Origin of the sequence: Paraburkholderia sp. GAS199, assembly GCF_050436585.1 — a bacterium.
GTDB lineage: Bacteria > Pseudomonadota > Gammaproteobacteria > Burkholderiales > Burkholderiaceae > Paraburkholderia.
The window spans coordinates 753,112-771,452 of record NZ_JBNDMM010000003.1 but is presented as its reverse complement, the minus strand read 5'-3'; the positions used below and the strand labels follow the sequence as shown (position 1 = coordinate 771,452).

General features: G+C 55.1%; 19 protein-coding genes. 14 read left to right on the top strand and 5 right to left on the bottom strand.

Annotated features, from left to right (window positions below; all coding sequences use genetic code 11):
* Window positions 1–195: 195 nt before the first annotated feature.
* The 5 genes from P3T18_RS15095 to P3T18_RS15075 all read left to right on the top strand — a co-directional run bounded on the left by P3T18_RS15095 (window position 196) and on the right by P3T18_RS15075 (window position 3,600).
* Window positions 196–579, top strand: coding sequence for a tautomerase family protein (locus P3T18_RS15095; RefSeq protein WP_429300718.1), 384 nt, complete (start codon window positions 196–198; stop codon window positions 577–579).
* A gap of 42 nt (window positions 580–621) precedes the next feature.
* Window positions 622–1,479, top strand: coding sequence for a fumarylacetoacetate hydrolase family protein (locus P3T18_RS15090; RefSeq protein WP_429300717.1), 858 nt, complete (start codon window positions 622–624; stop codon window positions 1,477–1,479).
* A gap of 131 nt (window positions 1,480–1,610) precedes the next feature.
* On the top strand, window positions 1,611–2,069 hold the full coding sequence (locus P3T18_RS15085) for a MarR family winged helix-turn-helix transcriptional regulator (RefSeq protein ID WP_429300716.1): 459 nt from the start codon (window positions 1,611–1,613) through the stop codon (window positions 2,067–2,069).
* A gap of 121 nt (window positions 2,070–2,190) precedes the next feature.
* Window positions 2,191–2,652, top strand: a complete 462-nt coding sequence (locus P3T18_RS15080) for a MaoC family dehydratase (RefSeq protein ID WP_429300715.1) — start codon at window positions 2,191–2,193, stop codon at window positions 2,650–2,652.
* Between the two features lie 426 nt (window positions 2,653–3,078).
* Entirely contained in the window at window positions 3,079–3,600 is a 522-nt protein-coding gene (locus tag P3T18_RS15075; protein ID WP_429300714.1) for a DUF302 domain-containing protein, read from the top strand.
* A gap of 229 nt (window positions 3,601–3,829) precedes the next feature.
* Here P3T18_RS15075 and P3T18_RS15070 read toward each other — a convergent pair whose 3' ends face one another.
* The 4 genes from P3T18_RS15070 to P3T18_RS15055 all read right to left on the bottom strand — a co-directional run bounded on the left by P3T18_RS15070 (window position 3,830) and on the right by P3T18_RS15055 (window position 6,890).
* Complete coding sequence (locus P3T18_RS15070; protein ID WP_429300713.1) at window positions 3,830–4,264, bottom strand: MarR family winged helix-turn-helix transcriptional regulator; 435 nt, start codon at window positions 4,262–4,264, stop codon at window positions 3,830–3,832.
* A gap of 246 nt (window positions 4,265–4,510) precedes the next feature.
* Window positions 4,511–5,149, bottom strand: coding sequence for a TetR/AcrR family transcriptional regulator (locus tag P3T18_RS15065; protein ID WP_429300712.1), 639 nt, complete (start codon window positions 5,147–5,149; stop codon window positions 4,511–4,513).
* Between the two features lie 129 nt (window positions 5,150–5,278).
* On the bottom strand, window positions 5,279–6,214 hold the full coding sequence (locus P3T18_RS15060) for a ketopantoate reductase family protein (RefSeq protein WP_429300711.1): 936 nt from the start codon (window positions 6,212–6,214) through the stop codon (window positions 5,279–5,281).
* A gap of 274 nt (window positions 6,215–6,488) precedes the next feature.
* On the bottom strand, window positions 6,489–6,890 hold the full coding sequence (locus P3T18_RS15055; RefSeq protein WP_429300710.1) for a tautomerase family protein: 402 nt from the start codon (window positions 6,888–6,890) through the stop codon (window positions 6,489–6,491).
* Between the two features lie 237 nt (window positions 6,891–7,127).
* On the opposite strand from P3T18_RS15055, the gene P3T18_RS15050 reads away from it, so the two are divergent.
* From P3T18_RS15050 to P3T18_RS15020, 7 genes are all read left to right on the top strand, one after another.
* Window positions 7,128–7,574, top strand: a complete 447-nt coding sequence (locus P3T18_RS15050) for a MarR family winged helix-turn-helix transcriptional regulator (protein ID WP_429300709.1) — start codon at window positions 7,128–7,130, stop codon at window positions 7,572–7,574.
* A 463-nt stretch (window positions 7,575–8,037) separates the two neighbouring features.
* A complete protein-coding gene (locus tag P3T18_RS15045; protein ID WP_429300708.1) occupies window positions 8,038–8,940 on the top strand; it encodes an alpha/beta hydrolase in 903 nt (300 codons plus the stop codon).
* Window positions 8,941–8,953: 13 nt separating this feature from the next.
* On the top strand, window positions 8,954–9,742 hold the full coding sequence (locus P3T18_RS15040) for an enoyl-CoA hydratase/isomerase family protein (protein WP_429300707.1): 789 nt from the start codon (window positions 8,954–8,956) through the stop codon (window positions 9,740–9,742).
* A gap of 135 nt (window positions 9,743–9,877) precedes the next feature.
* The gene (locus P3T18_RS15035; protein WP_429300706.1) at window positions 9,878–10,798 is read left to right on the top strand and encodes an NAD(P)H-binding protein; all 921 of its coding nucleotides are present in this window, start codon (window positions 9,878–9,880) and stop codon (window positions 10,796–10,798) included.
* Window positions 10,799–11,297: 499 nt separating this feature from the next.
* Window positions 11,298–11,798, top strand: a complete 501-nt coding sequence (locus P3T18_RS15030) for a MarR family winged helix-turn-helix transcriptional regulator (RefSeq protein WP_429300705.1) — start codon at window positions 11,298–11,300, stop codon at window positions 11,796–11,798.
* A gap of 676 nt (window positions 11,799–12,474) precedes the next feature.
* A complete protein-coding gene (locus P3T18_RS15025; protein WP_429300704.1) occupies window positions 12,475–13,215 on the top strand; it encodes a gamma-glutamylcyclotransferase in 741 nt (246 codons plus the stop codon).
* Window positions 13,216–13,688: 473 nt separating this feature from the next.
* The gene (locus P3T18_RS15020) at window positions 13,689–15,203 is read left to right on the top strand and encodes an MFS transporter (RefSeq protein WP_429300703.1); all 1,515 of its coding nucleotides are present in this window, start codon (window positions 13,689–13,691) and stop codon (window positions 15,201–15,203) included.
* Window positions 15,204–15,328: 125 nt separating this feature from the next.
* Here P3T18_RS15020 and P3T18_RS15015 read toward each other — a convergent pair whose 3' ends face one another.
* Complete coding sequence (locus P3T18_RS15015; protein WP_429300702.1) at window positions 15,329–16,237, bottom strand: LysR substrate-binding domain-containing protein; 909 nt, start codon at window positions 16,235–16,237, stop codon at window positions 15,329–15,331.
* 210 nt (window positions 16,238–16,447) lie between these two features.
* Here P3T18_RS15015 and P3T18_RS15010 point away from each other — a divergent pair, with 210 nt between their 5' ends.
* Both P3T18_RS15010 and P3T18_RS15005 read left to right on the top strand, forming a co-directional pair.
* Entirely contained in the window at window positions 16,448–17,215 is a 768-nt protein-coding gene (locus P3T18_RS15010; protein WP_429300701.1) for an SDR family NAD(P)-dependent oxidoreductase, read from the top strand.
* A 39-nt stretch (window positions 17,216–17,254) separates the two neighbouring features.
* Complete coding sequence (locus P3T18_RS15005; protein ID WP_429300700.1) at window positions 17,255–17,872, top strand: glutathione S-transferase family protein; 618 nt, start codon at window positions 17,255–17,257, stop codon at window positions 17,870–17,872.
* The last annotated feature ends 469 nt before the right edge of the window (window positions 17,873–18,341 follow it).

The following is an 18,341-nucleotide window of genomic DNA, read 5'->3' as shown; positions in this document are numbered from 1 at the left end:
AACCGGACGTGAGATTGAATTTTACATAAACTGCACAAGCATTTACTGGCATATGCCAGTTTTATGCGATACTCTGTTTTCAAAGCTGGAGCGCGAAGTATCCAGATGCAGTATCGGTGCTGTCGTCTGACTTGGGATGCAGGTAGACGCGACCGCTCCAGATTTCTATGCACAGTGAGTATCAAGGAGTATGCAATGCCATTCGCAAAAATCTACTTCCAAGAGGGGCAGTACACAGAGGCACAGCTCGATGGTGTATCGGAGGCGGTTCACGATTCGCTCACCGAAGTCCTGTCTGTGCCGGACGATCATTTCTTCCAGGTGTTACTTGAACTGCCTAAATCCCGTTACCGCCACACTAAGTCGTTCTCGGGGATCAATTACACCGACGCCATGCTGACGTTAGAGATTCTGTTCATCTCCGGCAGGGACAGCGAGGCCCGACGTCGGCTGCTAAAAACACTGAACAAACGGATAGTTGAAGCAACCGGCATCTCCCCAAACGACGTTTTTATCAATCTGACTGAGTCGTCTGCCGATAACTTCTCGTTTGGACGCGGCGAAGCCCAGCGTGCCTGATCTGTCGACGCCCATATTGAAAATATCCAGGAGTTTTTAGAAATGCGATTTTTTCGTTATCAAACATCTGAAGCCGACGGTATCGCGCTTCTTGAGAAAGATATTGCCTACGGTCTGCAAAGCAATCAGGATGGTTATCCGGGAAACATATACGACATCCTGCGCCGTGGAGGCGATGCCCTTGAGCAGGCCGCTGAAGTGCTGCGCTCGGGAACAAAGTTGAATCTCGGTGACATCAAGTACCTCCCTCTCGTTGGTGAGTCGGGAAAAGTCCTGTGCGTCGGCATCAACTACAAGCAGCACGTCGAAGAAACCGGAAACAAGATTCCAGTCAACCCCACGCTCTTTACCCGCGTATTCACCAGCCTCATCGGCCATAGTGCGAGCATTGTTCGCCCGAAAGCGTCTGTGCAGCTCGACTACGAAGGGGAGCTGATGGTTATCATTGGGAAGACAGCTAGACACGTCTCCAAAGATGACGCTTTGCAATACGTCGCTGGCTACACCATCTTCAACGACGGCAGCATTCGAGATTTTCAGTTCGAATCACCGCAGTGGACCGTCGGCAAAAACTTCGATGCGACCGGCGCAATTGGTCCGGTACTCGTAACGGCTGACGAACTGCCACCTGGCGGAGCCGGTCTGCGCCTGCAGACGCGACTCAACGGCAAGGTGCTTCAGGAAGCCCTTACCAGCGAGATGATCTACGACGTTGCAACGACCATTGCATTCTTGAGTAAGGGAATAACTCTGGAACCGGGCGATGCTATCGCCATGGGAACGCCCCCGGGTGTCGGAGTCGCACGCGAGCCACAGATGTTTATGAAAGCGGGCGATGTGTGCGAGATCGAGATCGAAAGAATCGGGATTTTGATCAACTCCGTCGTTGACGAAAAGTAAAGAACTGCTGCGCGCCCGAAGTCCGCAAAATCGGGGCACGGAGCAGGAGTATAGTTCGATGTCAAATAGGACAGTCAGGCGTGGGCACGGATCTGTGTCAATGCACGCAATCGAATATTGAGGAAAAACCTGTGAGTGATCTGTCGCTAACCCCGAGCGATTGCAATCAAGCCGCGCTGCGACGGGCGTCACGGCGACTTGGTCAGCTTTACGATCTCGCGTTATCACCTACTGGCCTTACCTCCGCTCAATTTAGTCTTATCAAGAGTGTTGACCGGTTAAAAAATCCCAGCCAAAGCGACCTCGCTACCGACCTCGTCATGAATCTTTCAGCACTCGGGCACACCTTGAAGCCGCTCGTGCGTGACGGACTGTTGACGATCTTCCCCGACCCGAATGATCGCCGCAAGCGTCGTATTCGTCTGACGGATGCAGGGAGCCGGAAGTTAAAAGAAGCGGCAAAGAGACAAGGTCTCGCACATGCCCGATTTGAGTCCCTGCTTGGCCGTAATGAGGCGAAAGCGTTGCGCCAGCTTCTTGATCATCTAGCATCGCAGTCATTCACAGACCAGTTTCTGTGCGAACTTTAGGCTATGAACACTTTGACCACGGACCTCTGGCGGGTTCTGTTGAGGTTTCGCGGCTTAGATTATCCGGCTATGGCGACAACGCAGGCCGCCTTGATTCCCGGCACGAAGGAGACATTGCCAAATGACGTCGTCTCACCACACCTCCCTTTACCTTGATGATCTGACTGTGGGCGATTCCTTTACGAGTGAAACGTATCAGATGCAGGCAGACGAGATCAAGCAGTTTGCTCACCAGTTTGATCCGCAGCCTTTCCATCTTGATGAAGAGGCAGCGAGTGACTCTGTGTTCTCGGGACTAGCTGCCAGTGGCTGGCACACTGCCGCAGTTACCATGAAACTGATTGTCAGCAGTGTTCCGCTGGGCGATGGAGTCATTGGCGCCGGAACCGAGATCTCATGGCCTACCCCAACGCGGCCCGGCGACGAGGTCTACGTGGAAAGCAAAGTGGTCTCCGTGAAGCCCTCCCAGTCCAAACCAGACCGGGGAATCGTTACCATGCAAAGCGAAACGTACAATCAACGTGGTGACCTCCTTCAGCGATCGGTAGCAAAACTACTGGTGTTTCGGCGAAAAGCTTCCTGATCCCCATTCACCTTGCTGGGCGCATTCATTCTCTCAATCCCGAGGTTTGCGCAAGCTTGTCCAACTCGTAAGGCGACCACGCCTGTTAGTGCTCACCTCATAGCATGAGCTATGGTGAGGCTTTTGCCGCTGGCTCGTCGACGACTAATCTCCATACGACAAGATATTCATGCACCTGCGTAAATTGCCAACGAAGGTCTAACCCCCTACCATTCTATGGTCGATTTCATAGTTTTAGGTCGGCGCTACCGGCTAATGACATTCTGGAATCGTATTGACCATAACTGCCACCGACGAGATGCAGTTCCGCTCAATGGAGTCGAGTGCGGCACCTTGAATCGCGAACGGGAAACTTATCCCTTCCTTCGTGAAGGCATATGAATTACAAACACCATCGACATCCACAGATAGAGCAAGGGACTTAGTATGATAATCGCCGCGAAAGTGACCGAGTTTGGCTTCACGGGGATTCGTATGGAAATCGAGACAGCATTGCTATTTGATACTGTAACGGCGCGGTTGCGCGAGCTAACTGGCCGTGGTCCGACGGCCAGTTGCATGGAACCCGAGAATAGCGATCGGTCAGAATTTCAATACGCTAAAGAAGTCGAGCGGAAATTTGTAGGGTCCAGTGGATTCATGTTTCTGAGCGCGATCGATCACGGTGCATGCGTACAGAAGCTAGGAATTCAACGCCGCGCGGTCCGCTGGATTCTTGGTACCCCCTTGATGGCCATCGCGTTGCTTCGTCAAGACATGACATCCGGTCTATTTACACCAGTAGAACTTCTGATCATCGATAATCCCGTCGACAACGGCTGCGTCGTCACGTATGTGCGCCCCTCCTCTCTCATTTTGATTAACGACTCAAATCCCGAGCTAAAGGCTGCAGCAATGCGGCTGGACGAAAAGCTGGAGGCTCTGGTTATGGACGCTACGCAGTTGTAGCGTACCTCGCCCGGTGGTAGCAGAAAGCTACGGCCACTCGTTGCCCTGTTATGTACCTGTGCTTCCTCGCCTCTGTCCTGCTGCGACTAGAATCGGAATGTAGCTTTGACGAAGCAGCCTAGTGAGGCTAGCCTATATAGCCTGTGAGTCTCTTTCCTCTTCTTCGAATTTATGTCTTACTTATATGTGCATATGCACTTTAAATTGAATCCGTGAACCAGTGCGGTGCCTAGTCCTTGGAAACGTCTCGCGTAACGCGGAACAACTCGCTTCGGAGATCAGAGGCTTGCTGATGGCCAAACTTGCGCTCGAACTCTTCCTGGGCGGCAACCCAATATGTCATGGCTTCCTGAAGCTTTGCATAGCCGCTGTCGGTAAGGAATAGGTGCAGTCGCCGACTACCCTCATCGTCCGGCTGACTCACAATGAACTCATCCCGTATCAATGGTCGAACAGCGCGAACAAGTGTTGTCCGATCCATCACCATCGCCTGCGCCAGCTCAACCATCGTTAAGCGCGCTCCACGCTTTAAAATAGCGAGAATGTTGAATTGTGTCGGTGTGATCTGGGCAGCCGAAAGATGGCGCTCATACAACTGAGATATGTGTCGGGCAGCCTGACGAATTGCAAAGCAGTCGTCGTATTCGGGGGACGTCGTGTACATGCGCGCAGATTAGAGGTGTAGATGCATATAATCAATGCCTTATCAGGCATTAATTTCTGGCGGCGCGGAGAATAATCGGTGGTCACACACTGCTAGGGTAACGAGGTTGGAGCATTGTATTGTCTTGCAGTGAACAGGTTCGCGCGCAGATGTGGGTTGCATTGTCTATCGCGCTGGCCGAACTGTCGACATCGCTAATATCATTTCGGACGGATCTCAGCATCCCGTTCGCCGTAGCCCCTTCTTTCAGCTCTTGAACAGATCGACGACCCGAGCCACCATTGCACCGAAATCGCGAACCGGTAGCTTCAATGGGTTCGCTGGACGTTGATTCGACGCGGCGCCATCCCAAAGCAGAAGTAGCGTGCCAACCAGTTCATCGCTATCCATCACGCCGGCAGATTCGGCTTGGCGACTGAGCCATTTGTGGAACTTTGCCCTGTGCTGCGACAACGCATCAAGGACGGGTTGCACTTCGGTTTCGAGGCTTCGCGCATAAAGATATGCCGCACATCCGAGATAGGCCCCGGAAGCCGTTGGAGCGGCAAAATCGGAAAACAACTGGTTCAACCGCCGGGCTGGCTCGTCGGGAAACAACGCTTCCATCTCTTGCCACCGAAGCGTTTCGCATTCGCAAATCCGCTCGACGTATGCCAGAGCCAATGCATCTCGCGAACCGTATGTTCGATAAATGCTCATCTTGTTCAGTCCAGCCAGTTCGGAAACTCTTTCCAGGCTGACGGCTTCAAATCCCTCTTGACAAAGTAACTTGAGCGCGGCGTTCATGATGGCATTGCGCGCCTCGGATGCTTGTACTTGCGGGCGCCTTGCGCGCCCCATGTGAAGCCGCACCTGAGAGTCAATCAAAGTATTCGAAGGCTTCAACGTCTCCCCCTACCACTCGGCTATTGTCGAGCGGGCACACTGACCTGTTAAGCGACCGATGTGTGCTCCTTTCAGATTCGACTGGTAGGCGCCGCTGAAGCAAGTTTCAGATTCCGTTTGCACCAACGTCTACCGCTTGTCTGCCACGCCGTGACGGGCTGAGTAAACCTGCAAGTTCGTGTAAGCGGCCGCAGTAAGCACCGCAGAAACCTCGAATTGCTCAGCATGCGACAGCATGTCACCCACGATTCCGTCTGCCTCGAGCCTGGTCTTCCCCTGGTCGATATCGCGCATCATTGATGCGGCCCATGGAGACTGTCGGTCAAGTAGCCGGCCACGGATGTCGTTCAACGTATTTTCCGAAAGTGGATATCCAGCTCGCTTGGCGACCTCCGAGCATTCGTCGATGGCCTGATTCATGAGCCGCTCGCCGGCACGCGTTGCCAAAATCTCTTTGACCGTCCCACGCATCATGCAACACATTAGCGCGCCTGCAGCGAGCATGACCCACTTGTCCCACAGTGCCTGATCGATATTGTCGGAATATATGCGAATGCCGCTAGTTTTACCAATTGCGCCGAAGAATTCCTTGGCCAAATCAATCGATTTTCCCGAACGCGCACCAACAGTCAGCGAGTCGAGCTTGCCTAGATGCTTGATGACACCATCGTCGCCCAGTGTCGTAGCAATGTAGGCTACTCCGCCAAGTACCTTGTCTTTGCCGAATCTCAGGTCAAGCTTCTCGTATGCTCCTACTCCGTTGACAAATGGAAGTACCGACGCCCCGGAGGAAACTGCAGGAGCAATCGAATCCGAGGCGCTATCCAGGTCATACGTTTTGCACGTTAGCAACACAAGATCATACTTGTCGCGCAGATCGTTCGACGTGACAAGCTTCACTTTCTGCTCAAAATCTCCACTGTCACTCACCATCCGAAGCCCCTGGGACTCCATCAGTTTCTTTCGTTCTTCTCGAACAAGGAACGTAACATCCGCTCCGGCTTCAATCAGACGGGCGCCATAGTATCCACCGATGGCACCTGCGCCGAGTACAAGTAGTTTCATGTTAAATATCCGATGCCTCAGTTAAAGCCCAAGAAAACCTGCTCCATCACCCTCGTGCCCCGATCGATCAGGGGATACGTCGCCCACTTAAAGTTAGCTGGGACCTTCAGCAATTCAAGGTTTAGACGAACAACAATGCATTACACCGCGACCGAATTCCTTACCTTCTAGCAAGCCATTTATTGCTGCAGGTGAATCAAACAGCACCGTTTTAGGATTCGGACCGCGAGACGCGACAACAGTGCAAGTCTGTAACGCCCCACAGCTAGCGCGCTCACCACTTTGGCGCTATCGAAGACAGTTGAGCAACTCCACGACCAAAGGAGAAGTTCTCGTTAGGCGCCGGAATCATCGCGATGAAAACATCGTCAGGAGACACGTCGGCCATCTCAAGAAGCAGTTTCGTCACTGTCTTCATGAGCGTGTGTCGATCTTCCGGTGGTCGATGCGCCCCGAGAATGATCGTGATGATCATTGCCTCAGCGGTCCGCGTCATATCCATAAACGTCGGATCGATGAAGAGTTCGTCGTCACCGTGTTCGCTCAGGACGATAAAGCGGTCGCCCGCTGGAATACCCAGTCCCTGAACAAGCGATTGGTTCAGAGCGTTTCCAATTGCTATTTTCCGTTCCCGGGAGAAGCGACCTTTCGGCAGGTGTGCATGAAAGACGGGCATACGTACTCCTTTGAATGGTGCCGGTTGCAGTTAGGACAGGCACCGGGCATCGACCTTACCGGTGCAGCGCCGCCCTGCCCGTACGGGTCGCTTTACATTACGTTGATATCAACATATTATGCATTGATCTTCTGCTTGGCAAGTCAAACACAGTGCTTCGCGCGGAAGACCGGATCGAACGGGCTCGCGAACTCTCTCATTTAGAGCGTGGAGCGGTCCACATGCGAGGGCACCTTTATGAAAACGCTACAGGATGAGCCTGAAGACATCAATGGACGGTGCAACTGTCTGGCGGCTCGGAAGGCGTCCCGTTTTCTCAGCGCAGCTTACGATAAAGCACTCACTCCTGTCGGATTGCGCGCGACACAGTTTTCAATCCTTCGCAGAGTGATTGATACCGGCGGCCTTGGGGTCAGCGAGCTGGCTGATCACATGGCGATGGACCGTACGACTGTCACCGCAAACCTTAAGCCATTGGAGCGCGATGGTCTCGTGGTCATAGCAAATTCATCGGACCGTCGCAGGCGATTCATTTCGGCAACCGATGAGGGCGTCGCGCGGTTCAAGCAAGCTCTGCCACTGTGGACCCAGGTCCAGCACAATTTTGAAGAAGCATATGGGCCCCAAAGGGCGGCCAAGCTACGGGAAGCGTTGCGCGTGGTACTGGAAACAGCGTTGAGATGAACGGTGTCATGCCGTCAGAAACGCCTTGCTGAATTGCACGACAGGCGATAAATCGCAGGATAAGACTAAATTCCGAGGTTTTGTCCAATACACGGCGGCAAGATTGAGCCTAATATTTGTCAAGTGTTGATAGGCACAGAGGAGTACGCACTGATGCACGGCCGTCTTGACAGTCTCGTTCGTCAATCGCCAATCGTGGCCGGATGACAATTCAACGAAGGCACACGCCTCGTAGAAGTTAATCCAGTCGATGAAGCCCGGAGTCTCGGAACGCAGGCCTGCGGATCCCGGGTCCGCATGTATTGATCCTGCCGCTCTCGGTGGAACTTGACTTGAACGCTGCGGCCGCGATCCGGTGTGCGACGTAACGGTTGCCATCGCCACTCCGGAGAGAACGCGACGTCCGGGCAACATACATCTGAGCACGGCATAGCAAGTTCGTCCCTAATGGAATATTCATCTCATGACCACAAGAAAAGATATTTCGTTTGAGGTGGCAGGCGGTATTACGTTGCGCGGTTGGTTATACGTGCCGTCCAGCTCTCAGGAACCACATCCCGCGATAACGATGACTCACGGGTTTGCCGGTGTAAAAGAGCACGGACTCGAGCGTTTTGCCGAAGCGTTCGTCGACGCCGGGTTCGCTGTTTTGCTGCATGACCATCGCAACTTCGGGGGAAGTGATGGTACTCCCCGGCAAGATGTGAATCCATGGACACAAATTGCCGACTGGCGCCGTGCCATATCCTTTCTGGAAGCACGCCCGGAGGTTGATCCCGCACGGCTAGGACTTTGGGGAACAAGTTACAGCGGCGGCCATGCTCTGGTGCTTGGCGCGACTGACCGGCGACTCAAGTGCATCGTGTCGCAGGTACCGACCATCAGTGGATACGAACAAGGCGTACGACGCGTTTCGCCTGACGCCCTACCGGCCTTTCTTCAGACCCTGCTTGATGACGAGCGCGCGCAGGCTCGCGGCGAGCCCGCTCGGACGCAGGCCGTTGTGAGTGCGGACATGTCGCAACCCGCCGCGTACCGGTCACCGGACGCAATCTCGTTCTATACGCAGCCGCTTCCGGAGGGAGTCTGGAAAAACGAGGTGACTCTGCGATCGACCGCCCTAGCCCGCACTTACGAACCGGGTGTATGGGCCGCTCGCGTGTCGCCTACGCCACTTTTGATGGTCATTGGCACCAATGACACGCTCACAATGACCGATCTCGAGCTCGCGGCATACGAGCAAGCCCTGCAGCCCAAGCAACTATGCCTCATTCCAGGCGGGCATTTCGCTCCCTACCAGGCAGGATTCTTTCTCTCGAGCGCAGCAGCGGTTGGGTGGTTCACGAAGCACCTCGGCGCGCAATAATAGAGGCCGGCGTATGTCCAATCTTCGCGTCAGAATCGAGAAGAGCGTTGGTCATATAACCCTCGCGAGTCCGCCCCAAAACCGCCTGTCGATTGACATGGCCTCCGAGATGGAAAGCGCGCTTGAGTCACTGCAGAGCACCCAGGTGCGCGCCCTACTTCTTGACGCGGAGGGCGAAGATTTTTCCTTTGGCGTTGACATCGTTCCCTGGCCAGAAATGTCAACGGCCCGGCTCCGTTTCGTCTTCCAGCGCTGGATGGACATCCTCAATGCGATCGAGACCCTTCCGTTTCCAACTATCGCCGCTGTGCAAGGGACATGTTTTGGCGGGGGACTGGAATTGGCCTCGCGGTGTGACGTCATCATTGCTGCCGACAATGCGCGATTTGGACATCCAGAGCAAAGCCTAGGAATCGTAACCCTGCTCGGAGGAATCTATCGCGTCGCGGAACGCGCCGGTAGATCGACGGCGGCAATGATGGCTTTTACCTCAGACCCCATGTCTGCCGAGCATATGTTGCAACGTGGTTTTGTCAACGAGGTCGTCCCGCTAGCCGGGCTTTTACAGACAACAGAGGATCTTGCTGCGCGGTTCGCCTCTGGGCCAACCCGCGCACATGCCGTGCACAAAGCTCTTTTGCGCGCGTGGGGTTCTGGCGGTGTGTGCGCTGCAGATGCCGTGATTTTTGACCTTGCAATGGCGCTGTTCGATACCGAAGATGCCCGCGATGGCGTTCGCTCTGCCGTATCCGCATATAAGGCAGGAAGACCTCGGCCTGCCATGCGCTTCAAAGGCAAGTAGAAAGCATCAATCTTTTGCCGGTCGGGTGGGTATTCGCGGCTTGTCCAGACGACTAAACTTTCGGAAGTTCGTCTGGCTGTGAGGCTGGACCGTGAATTTATTCAATTTCCTAAAGATTATCTTAAGGAGTACGACATGTCGTCTGAACACAAAATTCTCGTCACCGGCGCCGCTGGAAATCTCGGAGCTATCGGCCGGACCCTGACCGAACTTCTGCTCGCGCGCGGCAAGAACGTGCGCGCAATGGTTCGGAGGGAGGACGAACGGTCGAATGCATTGCGGGAAATGGGCGCCGAGGTGGTTGTCGGTGACCTGTTGGAAGTGAAAGATATATATCGTATCGTCGAAGGATGTCAGTCAGTCTATTTCGGCATGTCGGTTTCCGATTCATATCTCGCGGCGACCGTCAACGTCGCGGCAGTTGCAAAGCACTTTGGCGTCGAGGCTTTTGTCAACATGTCACAAATGACCGTTTCGCAGATGAGCATTACCGAGACCACGAGCAGTCCGCAACAGAAACAGCATTGGCTTGCTGAACAGGCGCTTGAGTGGTCGGACCTTCCTGTCATCAATGTACGCCCTACCGCTTTTCTCGACGGATTCTTTCTTCAGTTTTCCGCGTTGTCGATCCGGGAAAGCGACGAAATCTGGGTGCCACTGGGAATGGGCAGAACCTCCCCGATTGCCGGCACGGATGTGGCGGCAGCCGTTACGGAAATCATGGTTGACCCGACCAAGCACATCGGAAAGGCCTATAACCTGACCGGCGCGCAGGCAGCCGATATGGTCTTCTATGCCGAAGAATTTTCCCAGGCATTGGGTCGGCCCATCACGTATGTGGACGCGCCCATCGGGCCGTTTCGCGAAAAGCTCCGCAGCCTCGGTCTTTCAGAGCATGTTGTCGAACATTTGACCACCATGTCCGAGCTGCATCGCGTAGGCAGCTACGATCGCATGACCGATGACTTTGTCAATCTCACGGGCCGCCGCCCAATAACCCTTCGTGAGTTTGTACAGCACAACGCCGATGCGTTCAAACCTTGGGACGCGCAATAGGAGTACAACACGCTGCACCCAGCTCCTTCGGAACCTCAGCACCAGTCCAGCTTCGACGATCTCACGTATGCTCAGTCTGAAAAGAATGCTGGGCCGTCCGAGGCGCGCTGGGGCGCGGCAAGTAGACATCTGACCGGTACTTGAGACGCTTCAGCGTCCTGTTATAAAAGATACGCTGATGGGTACCTAAATTTCATTAGTAAGCACGTAGCCAGTACTTGTTCGAACCTCAAATGTTCGCCATCGCGTAATGGCGCTAGTTTAAATCTTGTCGTGCCGCCTTTGCAAGCGAATGCAAATCTTCAGCAAGCTGAAAGCTGCACCCCTTCTAGCCTTGTCCATTGTTGAGATGTGCTGAAGTTTGAGTTTATTGGCATCAAACCTAAAGCGCATAAACTGCAACTACACTTAATTTTAAGGCTAGGTCGATGGCACCCCACTGCTGACTCGCCTGCTTCTTGCTCGACGCCCATTCGCTTTCGCTGCAGCCTGAAAAATCATGTCGCTAACGCCGATTTGCACAAAGCCCGACCCCGCGTCCCCAGACCATCCAATTAATGAAAGCGTTGGATATTTGATTGCGCGCGTTCAATCTCAACTCAACCAAATGGTCACTCAACGCACGTTGGCCAACCTAGGCGTGACTGCTACCCAAGCCAGTATGCTTTTCATGCTGGCCATCGGTCGCTGTACTACAGCGGCCGAACTGGCGCGCGAATACGCAATCGATGCGAGCGCCGTTACCCGTTTGCTCGATCGTGTCGAGAAACGAGGACTTCTTTCAAGAATGCGTAGCGTCAAAGACAGACGTGTTGTACAACTAAGCCTAACCAATAGTGGCCGCGAATTGGCCAACCAGATTCCAGAAATCTTCACTCAGGCGCTTGATCGGGCAGTTTTGGGATTCACTCCGGAGGAAGTCGGTTTCCTCAAAAGCATGTTGCGCCGACTATACGCGAACTGCAATGATGAGGGGCTGGAGATTCTTCCGAGATATTGACCGGTCGTCGTTGCGAGAAACGCGGAAGGTTCGTATCTACTCGCACCCATGAAACGACTCAAGAGATCCCCTCGTCGCTAAGGGGTAACCGGATAGATCAACCCTTCGAGCTTCACATGCCTAGCTAGATCATGCAGGCCGTAGAAAGTGCGCGTGACAACGTGTCCGCCGTCTCAAGCGTCAGCCTGCTCGCGGCCGCTCTGACAATCATGGTCGCTGCCGTACGTGTCTGTAGATCTACCGATTGCCTGGGACTCCCCCTTTTCGCACACAAATGTCCGCCGACGCTTGCCTGCCGTCAAGGTCCGCGCGACACGTTCATGCATCGCTTAATGATTTGACCTTATGCGAGCCACTCAAGCGGCTTGGCCACGCGAAAAACGCCCCGAGCGCAAGCGATCGGGGCCAAATCGGAAGTCACACTACCCTTACATCTCCAACGCTTGATAAATTACCCGGTTCCAATGGCACAGTCCATGCGCGCGGCAACAACTATTAGTTGCAGTGCGAGACGGTATGGAAAACCATTAAGATGGCAAACTAGCCGGGCTGCGCCAGATTCGTTGCCAGCTCGCGGAGATATTAAATTCATTAACTGCTTCGTATGGCAGCATGTCGGACCTAAAAGATTTGTGCCACGCCAGACAACTTGATTTCATCCCTCCAGGAAACCTTCGTGAATGCATCCGACGATACTCACCGGACATCCGTTCCGCCATCCCCAACTCGCACGGCTGCGGAGATACCCGCTCTTAGCCGCGACATGCTCGCGGCTGGACTGATTAACAGCCTGTCCGCGAGAGATGCTCCCGCACTTCGCCTCCTTAGCGACGAGGAGCGCAACGCCTCGTTGACCGCATTTCTTGCCGAGCGGCCGGAGGGAGACGTCTGGGTCTTCGCATACGGGTCTCTCATCTGGAATCCGGTTCTGCACAGTGTTGAACGCCGCGTCGCCTGGGCCTTGGACTGGCATCGAGCTTTTTGTCTCACGGTTTACGCAGGTCGTGGCTCTGCGGCAACCCCGGGACTTTCATTGGCTCTTGACGCAGGTGGTGAGTGCAGCGGCATCGCCTACCGCCTCGACGAGAACAGCTTGCACACCGAGCTTGATCTCTTGTGGCGTCGCGAGATGCTCTCCGGGGCCTACGTCCCAAAATGGCTGAAAATTTATGGAAGCGATCGCTCTTTCATTGGCCACGCGATTGGGTTCACCGTTGACAGACAATGTTCCCGATACGCAGGACATCTCAGTGAAAGTGATGTTGCCCGTCAGCTAGCGCTCGCCAAGGGCTATCTCGGTACCGGTGCGGATTATCTGAACCGCACAGTCAAAGCGTTGCGCTCGCACCACATTCCTGACCTTGAACTTGAGCGCATCGCGGGGATGGTTCTCGACCTAATATCTAAAGGTTTGTAACGTGATGCTTTTCCGGTGAGGAAGCTGCTGGCGTCCCCACGCCCTTGAAGTCCCGCCATAACACTGCACCTCATGCGCAGAGGATAAGCTCGCCCATGTCTCGTAGACAACGGTTCGTCGCCAGCTCCAAAAAGGTGTATATACTCTTAATTTCTGAAAGCGCCTTGTCCGACTGTCGTAAAGGCCCTGCCTGCGCTCCGGTTCTGCCCCACGCGAAGAGACGCCCGCTTCTCAGAAAAGCTGCGCCGGATGCAGTCTCGCCTCATAAAGGCGCGACATCACGTCCGTGTTGAGGCTGCGGCATTCCAACCCCAAAGAAGGCATCGATCCTGCTCATGACTCAGTTGGATAAACAGCCCAGCAACGGGCAAACGCCCCCTGTCAGTACCGACATGAATCGCAACTCAGGCACAAAGCGTTGGGTCAGCGGCCGGCGCGCGTGGGTGCTACTGTGCGCGTCGGGGGTCTCGTTCATGATCATGCTCGACTCGAACATCGTGGCCGTCTCCCTTCCGGCGATAGCCCGTGACCTGAATGCAGCGTTTTCTGACATCGAATGGGTGGTGAGCGCGTATGTACTCGCGTTCGCTGCGTTTCTGATGACGGCGGGAGCGCTGTCAGACCGCTTCGGTCGCAAGCGGATTCTGATAACTGGTCTTGTGGTGTTCACAATCGCGTCCGTCCTGTGCGGCCTGTCCCCTAATGCCTCCACGCTGAATCTGGCCCGAGCGCTGCAGGGTATCGGAGCAGCGCTACAACTGAGCGCCGCTCTTGCCGTTCTGGGTCATGAATTTCGGGGACCCGACAGGGCTCGGGCATTCGGATTCTGGGGGACAGTCATCGGAATTGCCATTGCGATCGGTCCGCTAGTCGGTGGACTGATTACTTCAGTCTTTGGATGGCGCTGGGCGTTTCTCGTCAATGCACCGGTCGGGATCGCGCTGGTCATCCTCGCGGTCAGGTCCGTGCACGATTCCCGCGATCCGGAAGCTGGAAGGCTGGATATTGCGGGGATGGTGACTTTTGGCAGCGCTCTTTGTTTGCTCGTCTGGGCGATGATTAACGGAAATGCAGCCGGATGGTCGAGTAATGCTACATTGATCAAACTTGGCGTTGCCGCAGGACTTGCATGCTTGTTCATTGCAGCAGAGATACTCCAGAAGCGCCCTATGGTGGACCTCAATTTTTTTCGTAAGCGCACCTTCCTTGGCAGCTGCGTCGCAATGTTGGGTTTCGCCTCGTCGGCGCAGGTCATGATGACCTATCTGCCGCTTTATCTGCAGAACGTATTCGGATACAGCCCTGCCGTAGCCGGACTGGGCATGTTGCCATTCGCCCTTCCACTCTTCTTTTGTCCGAGATTCGCGGCCTCATTTGCATTGCGCATGTCGGGGCGCACCCTCCTCGCTTTGGGACTCTCGATTGTCGCCATCGGGAACCTTGTTACCTCCGCGTGTGTGATCAGCAACCTGCCGTTCGGATGCACAGCGCTCGGAATGTTCCTGACCGGCTGCGGGGCGGGACTGTTGAATGGCGAGACGGCAAAGGTGTCCATGAGTGTCATCCCCCCCGAGCGCGGCGGAATGGCTTCCGGAATTAGCGGCACCCTCCGCTTTGTCGGGCTAGTCACCGGCATTACGGCACTCGGAGCCCTGCTTGCCGGCGAAACGGAGCGTTTTTTCAGCAGCGCCGCCGCCCACACAGGTCTTCCGAGATTCACCAGCGCCGATACACACCGGATCGCATCCCACATTGTTGCGGGTGACCTCGCAGCGGCCATCGGGCAAGTGAGTCAGCCGCTACAGGCAACAATGCTGACTATTGCGCGAGCAAGCTTCTCTTCCGGGTTTGCGATTGTCATGCTCACTGCCGCTTTCGTCGCCGCCGCAGCCTCGCTGTTGACCTTCTTGCTAGTGAGCCCCAGCGAGACTGCTCCCAGTCACGCAAGTCAATCGAGTGAAACTGACAACCTAGCCATGATCGACTAGACATAAGCAATTGGCGCATTCCTCAGCCACTGCATGTTTCCGTAGTGCCAACTGGCCATATGCGGAAGATTCTCGGTGCATCGTGGTGGAAGCCAGTTACGGAGCGGTTCACTGAGCGAATGCCCCTAGCTATTCAAATTGCTCTTGACGAAAAGAGCAACGAGCCAGTCGATGAAGACTCGAACCTTCGCACTGAGGTGACGATTTGGGGGGTATGCGACAAACACTGGCGTAGGTTCTGCACGCCAGTCATCCAGAACTGACTCCAGAGCACCACTTACGAGATGCGCATCCGCTATAAAGCTGAGCGCGTGGACGACACCCAGCCCTGCGAGGCACATCGTAAGGCAACCGGTGAGGTCGTTCGCCGTTAGCTTGCGACTCCCGGACACCTCTACCTCCTCATTTCCTTTGCGAACGACAATCGGAAACGGCCGGTTGGTTCGCGACGCGATCGTTCTTATTAATACGTGACCACTCTCAAGGTCTGAGGGATGTTTCGGTCGGCGGTGCTTCTTCCAGTAGCCAGGAGTCGCGCACAGAATCTGTTCAACCTGTCCGATGCGCCTGGCAACCAGCGACTCATCGAATATTTTGCCTGCACGGACGACGCAGTCGACGTTGTCTGCAATCAGGTCTACGGGCCGGTCACTCAGGCCGAACTCAAATTCGATATCCGGGTAACGCTCGATGAATTCCGGCAGGGCCGGGAGGATTATCGCAAGCCCCAAGGGCACCGGAAGATCGACACGGAGGCGCCCGCGTGGGTTGCTTTTGGCCCGCGAGACCGCCCCTTCAAGCTCCTCCAGGTCGCCGAGCAGACGTACGGCGCGTTCGTAGTACGCCCCCCCATCCGTTGTCATTGAGACTTTCCGTGTCGTACGGTGGAGCAGCTTTGTTCCGAGGTCGCCTTCCAGTCCTGCGATGAGACGACTGATTGCCGTTTTGGGAAGGTCAAGTGTGTGTGCCGCCTTGGTAAATGTGCCGCTCTCCACAACCCGCACGAACGCTTGCATCGCTTGGAACTTGTCCACCACCGCCCCCTTTCGTTTCGACGACCCAGCGATCATTGTTTCACTGGAGAATCAATGTGGAATCGTACCAGCCATTTATCCCTAGCGTGCGCTCGTCTATCGTTGCATTCATCGACGCGCTTCCAGATTTACTGCGCCCCACAGCGCCAGTCGGCAACGCTGCCGTCAGCGCGAGACGCGTGAACTTCAACCAAGATAAGGAAAATTATTGTGTCTACGATTGCACAGGAAAATTCAAACCGCCAACCGAAAGCGCTGGTTATCGGCGTTGGACCGGAGAACGGATTGGGCGCAGGACTTGCCCGCCGATTCGCCGCAGAAGGACGCCACGTTGTCGTGGCCGGTCGGACGAAGGAAAAAATTGACCGGGTCTGCGAAACCATCACGGTGGCAGGAGGTTCAGCCAGCGCAGTCGTGATGGACGTAACGCAAGAGGCGGACGTAATCCGCTTGTTCGACGTCGCGATGACTGTTGACGAGAATGGTGGCGCCGCAGATCTCGTGGCATACAACGCTGGCAACAACCAACCTCTCGACTTTCGAACGATGGAAGCGGAAGTCTTCGAGTCTTTCTGGAGACTCAACTGTTTTGGCGGCTTCCTCGTTGGCCGTGAAGCAGCGCGGCGCTTCGCACCGCTCGAGCGGGGGTCGATTCTCTTCAGTGGAGCAACCGGTGCGCTGAGAGGTATGCCGAAGTACGCCCACTTTTCCTCAAGCAAGGCCGGCTTGCGGATGCTCGCTCAAAGCATGGCTCGTGAGTTCGGCCCACTTGGCCTGCATGTCGCACATGTCGTCATCGACGGCGGCATCGACGGGGAGCGTGTTCACACACGGTTTGCCGACCTGATCAAGCATAAGGGTGAAGATGGATTACTTGATATCGAGGCAATCGCTGACGCGTTCTGGACGCTGCATCGCCAGCATCGGTCCGCCTGGACGCATGAACTCGACCTGCGCCCCTTCAAGGAAACTTTCTGATCGGCAGCACCTCAATCCCCTAACGTTCAAGGAATGAAAATGAAGCTTATTGGTCCGTGGTTTTCAGGCTATACCCGCCGGGTTGGCATCACCCTGAAGTTGCTTGGCATGCCATTTGAGCACCTTTCTTATCATGCCTATCAGCAGCAGGAACTTATCCGTCCGTTCAGCCCCATGGTGAAGGTTCCGGCTCTTGTGCTGGATGACGGCACGATCATGTATGACAGCAGCAGCATCATCGACTTCCTTCACGAGGTTGTCGGCCCGGAACGCGCGCTGCTGGCAAAGAGCGGCGCCGAGCGCCGCGATGCGCTTCAGTTCGTAGGTATCGGATCGGCAATCTACGGAAAACTCGGCGATATCTACGACGAGTCGCTTCGTCCATCCGAGCATCAAATCCAGTCGGTTACCGAATCGCTGGGCAAGCAGGCATTGGCGGGTTTCAAGATGATCGAGGCGCAGGTTGGCAAGAGCTGGCTGGTCGGGGACACCCTGTCCCAGGCGGACATCATGGTGGTGATCGCCTATCAAACCGCGTCACTCGGCCTGATGTCTGACTCCGTCAATGCGAGTGCCTTCCCAAAGATTGCGGGCCTCGCCGATCGTGCCATGACACTGGAAGCATTCTCGGCAACGAATCCGTTCTCGCAGGCTTAAAAGCACGCTATCGAACTTTACCGGCAAGCAACGCGGCTAGCTTTAAAGAACAACACGTGACGACGCTCATTCGGAAACTCGCGGGAATGCTGTGTCTGCCATTCGTTGACCAGTACAAGTGATTTGCGTGCCCTTGTGAGGCATCGCGCGGCAGAATGTGCGCCTCTCAGGTCTCCGCAGACGCCCTCGGAACGGAGCCAGAGACTTTCCAGCCGACCTCAAAAAGGTCGGCTCTTTTTCGTTCCATGTGGCAACCGAGGCCCACACTGAAGGCGACGTCCTGCTTGCGACTGAACGCAAGACATCTTTCAAGCCAAAACGTGACTAAACGCCGACGTGATTCGTCATTGCCTGCGTTCACAGCGACATCTTGAGGCGCTCCCCTCCATACGTCTGGTGCGGTACCGACCGCGTCCATGCGGGCTGAATCGCACGAATAAAAAGCCTCGCATAACCATGCCAAAATGAG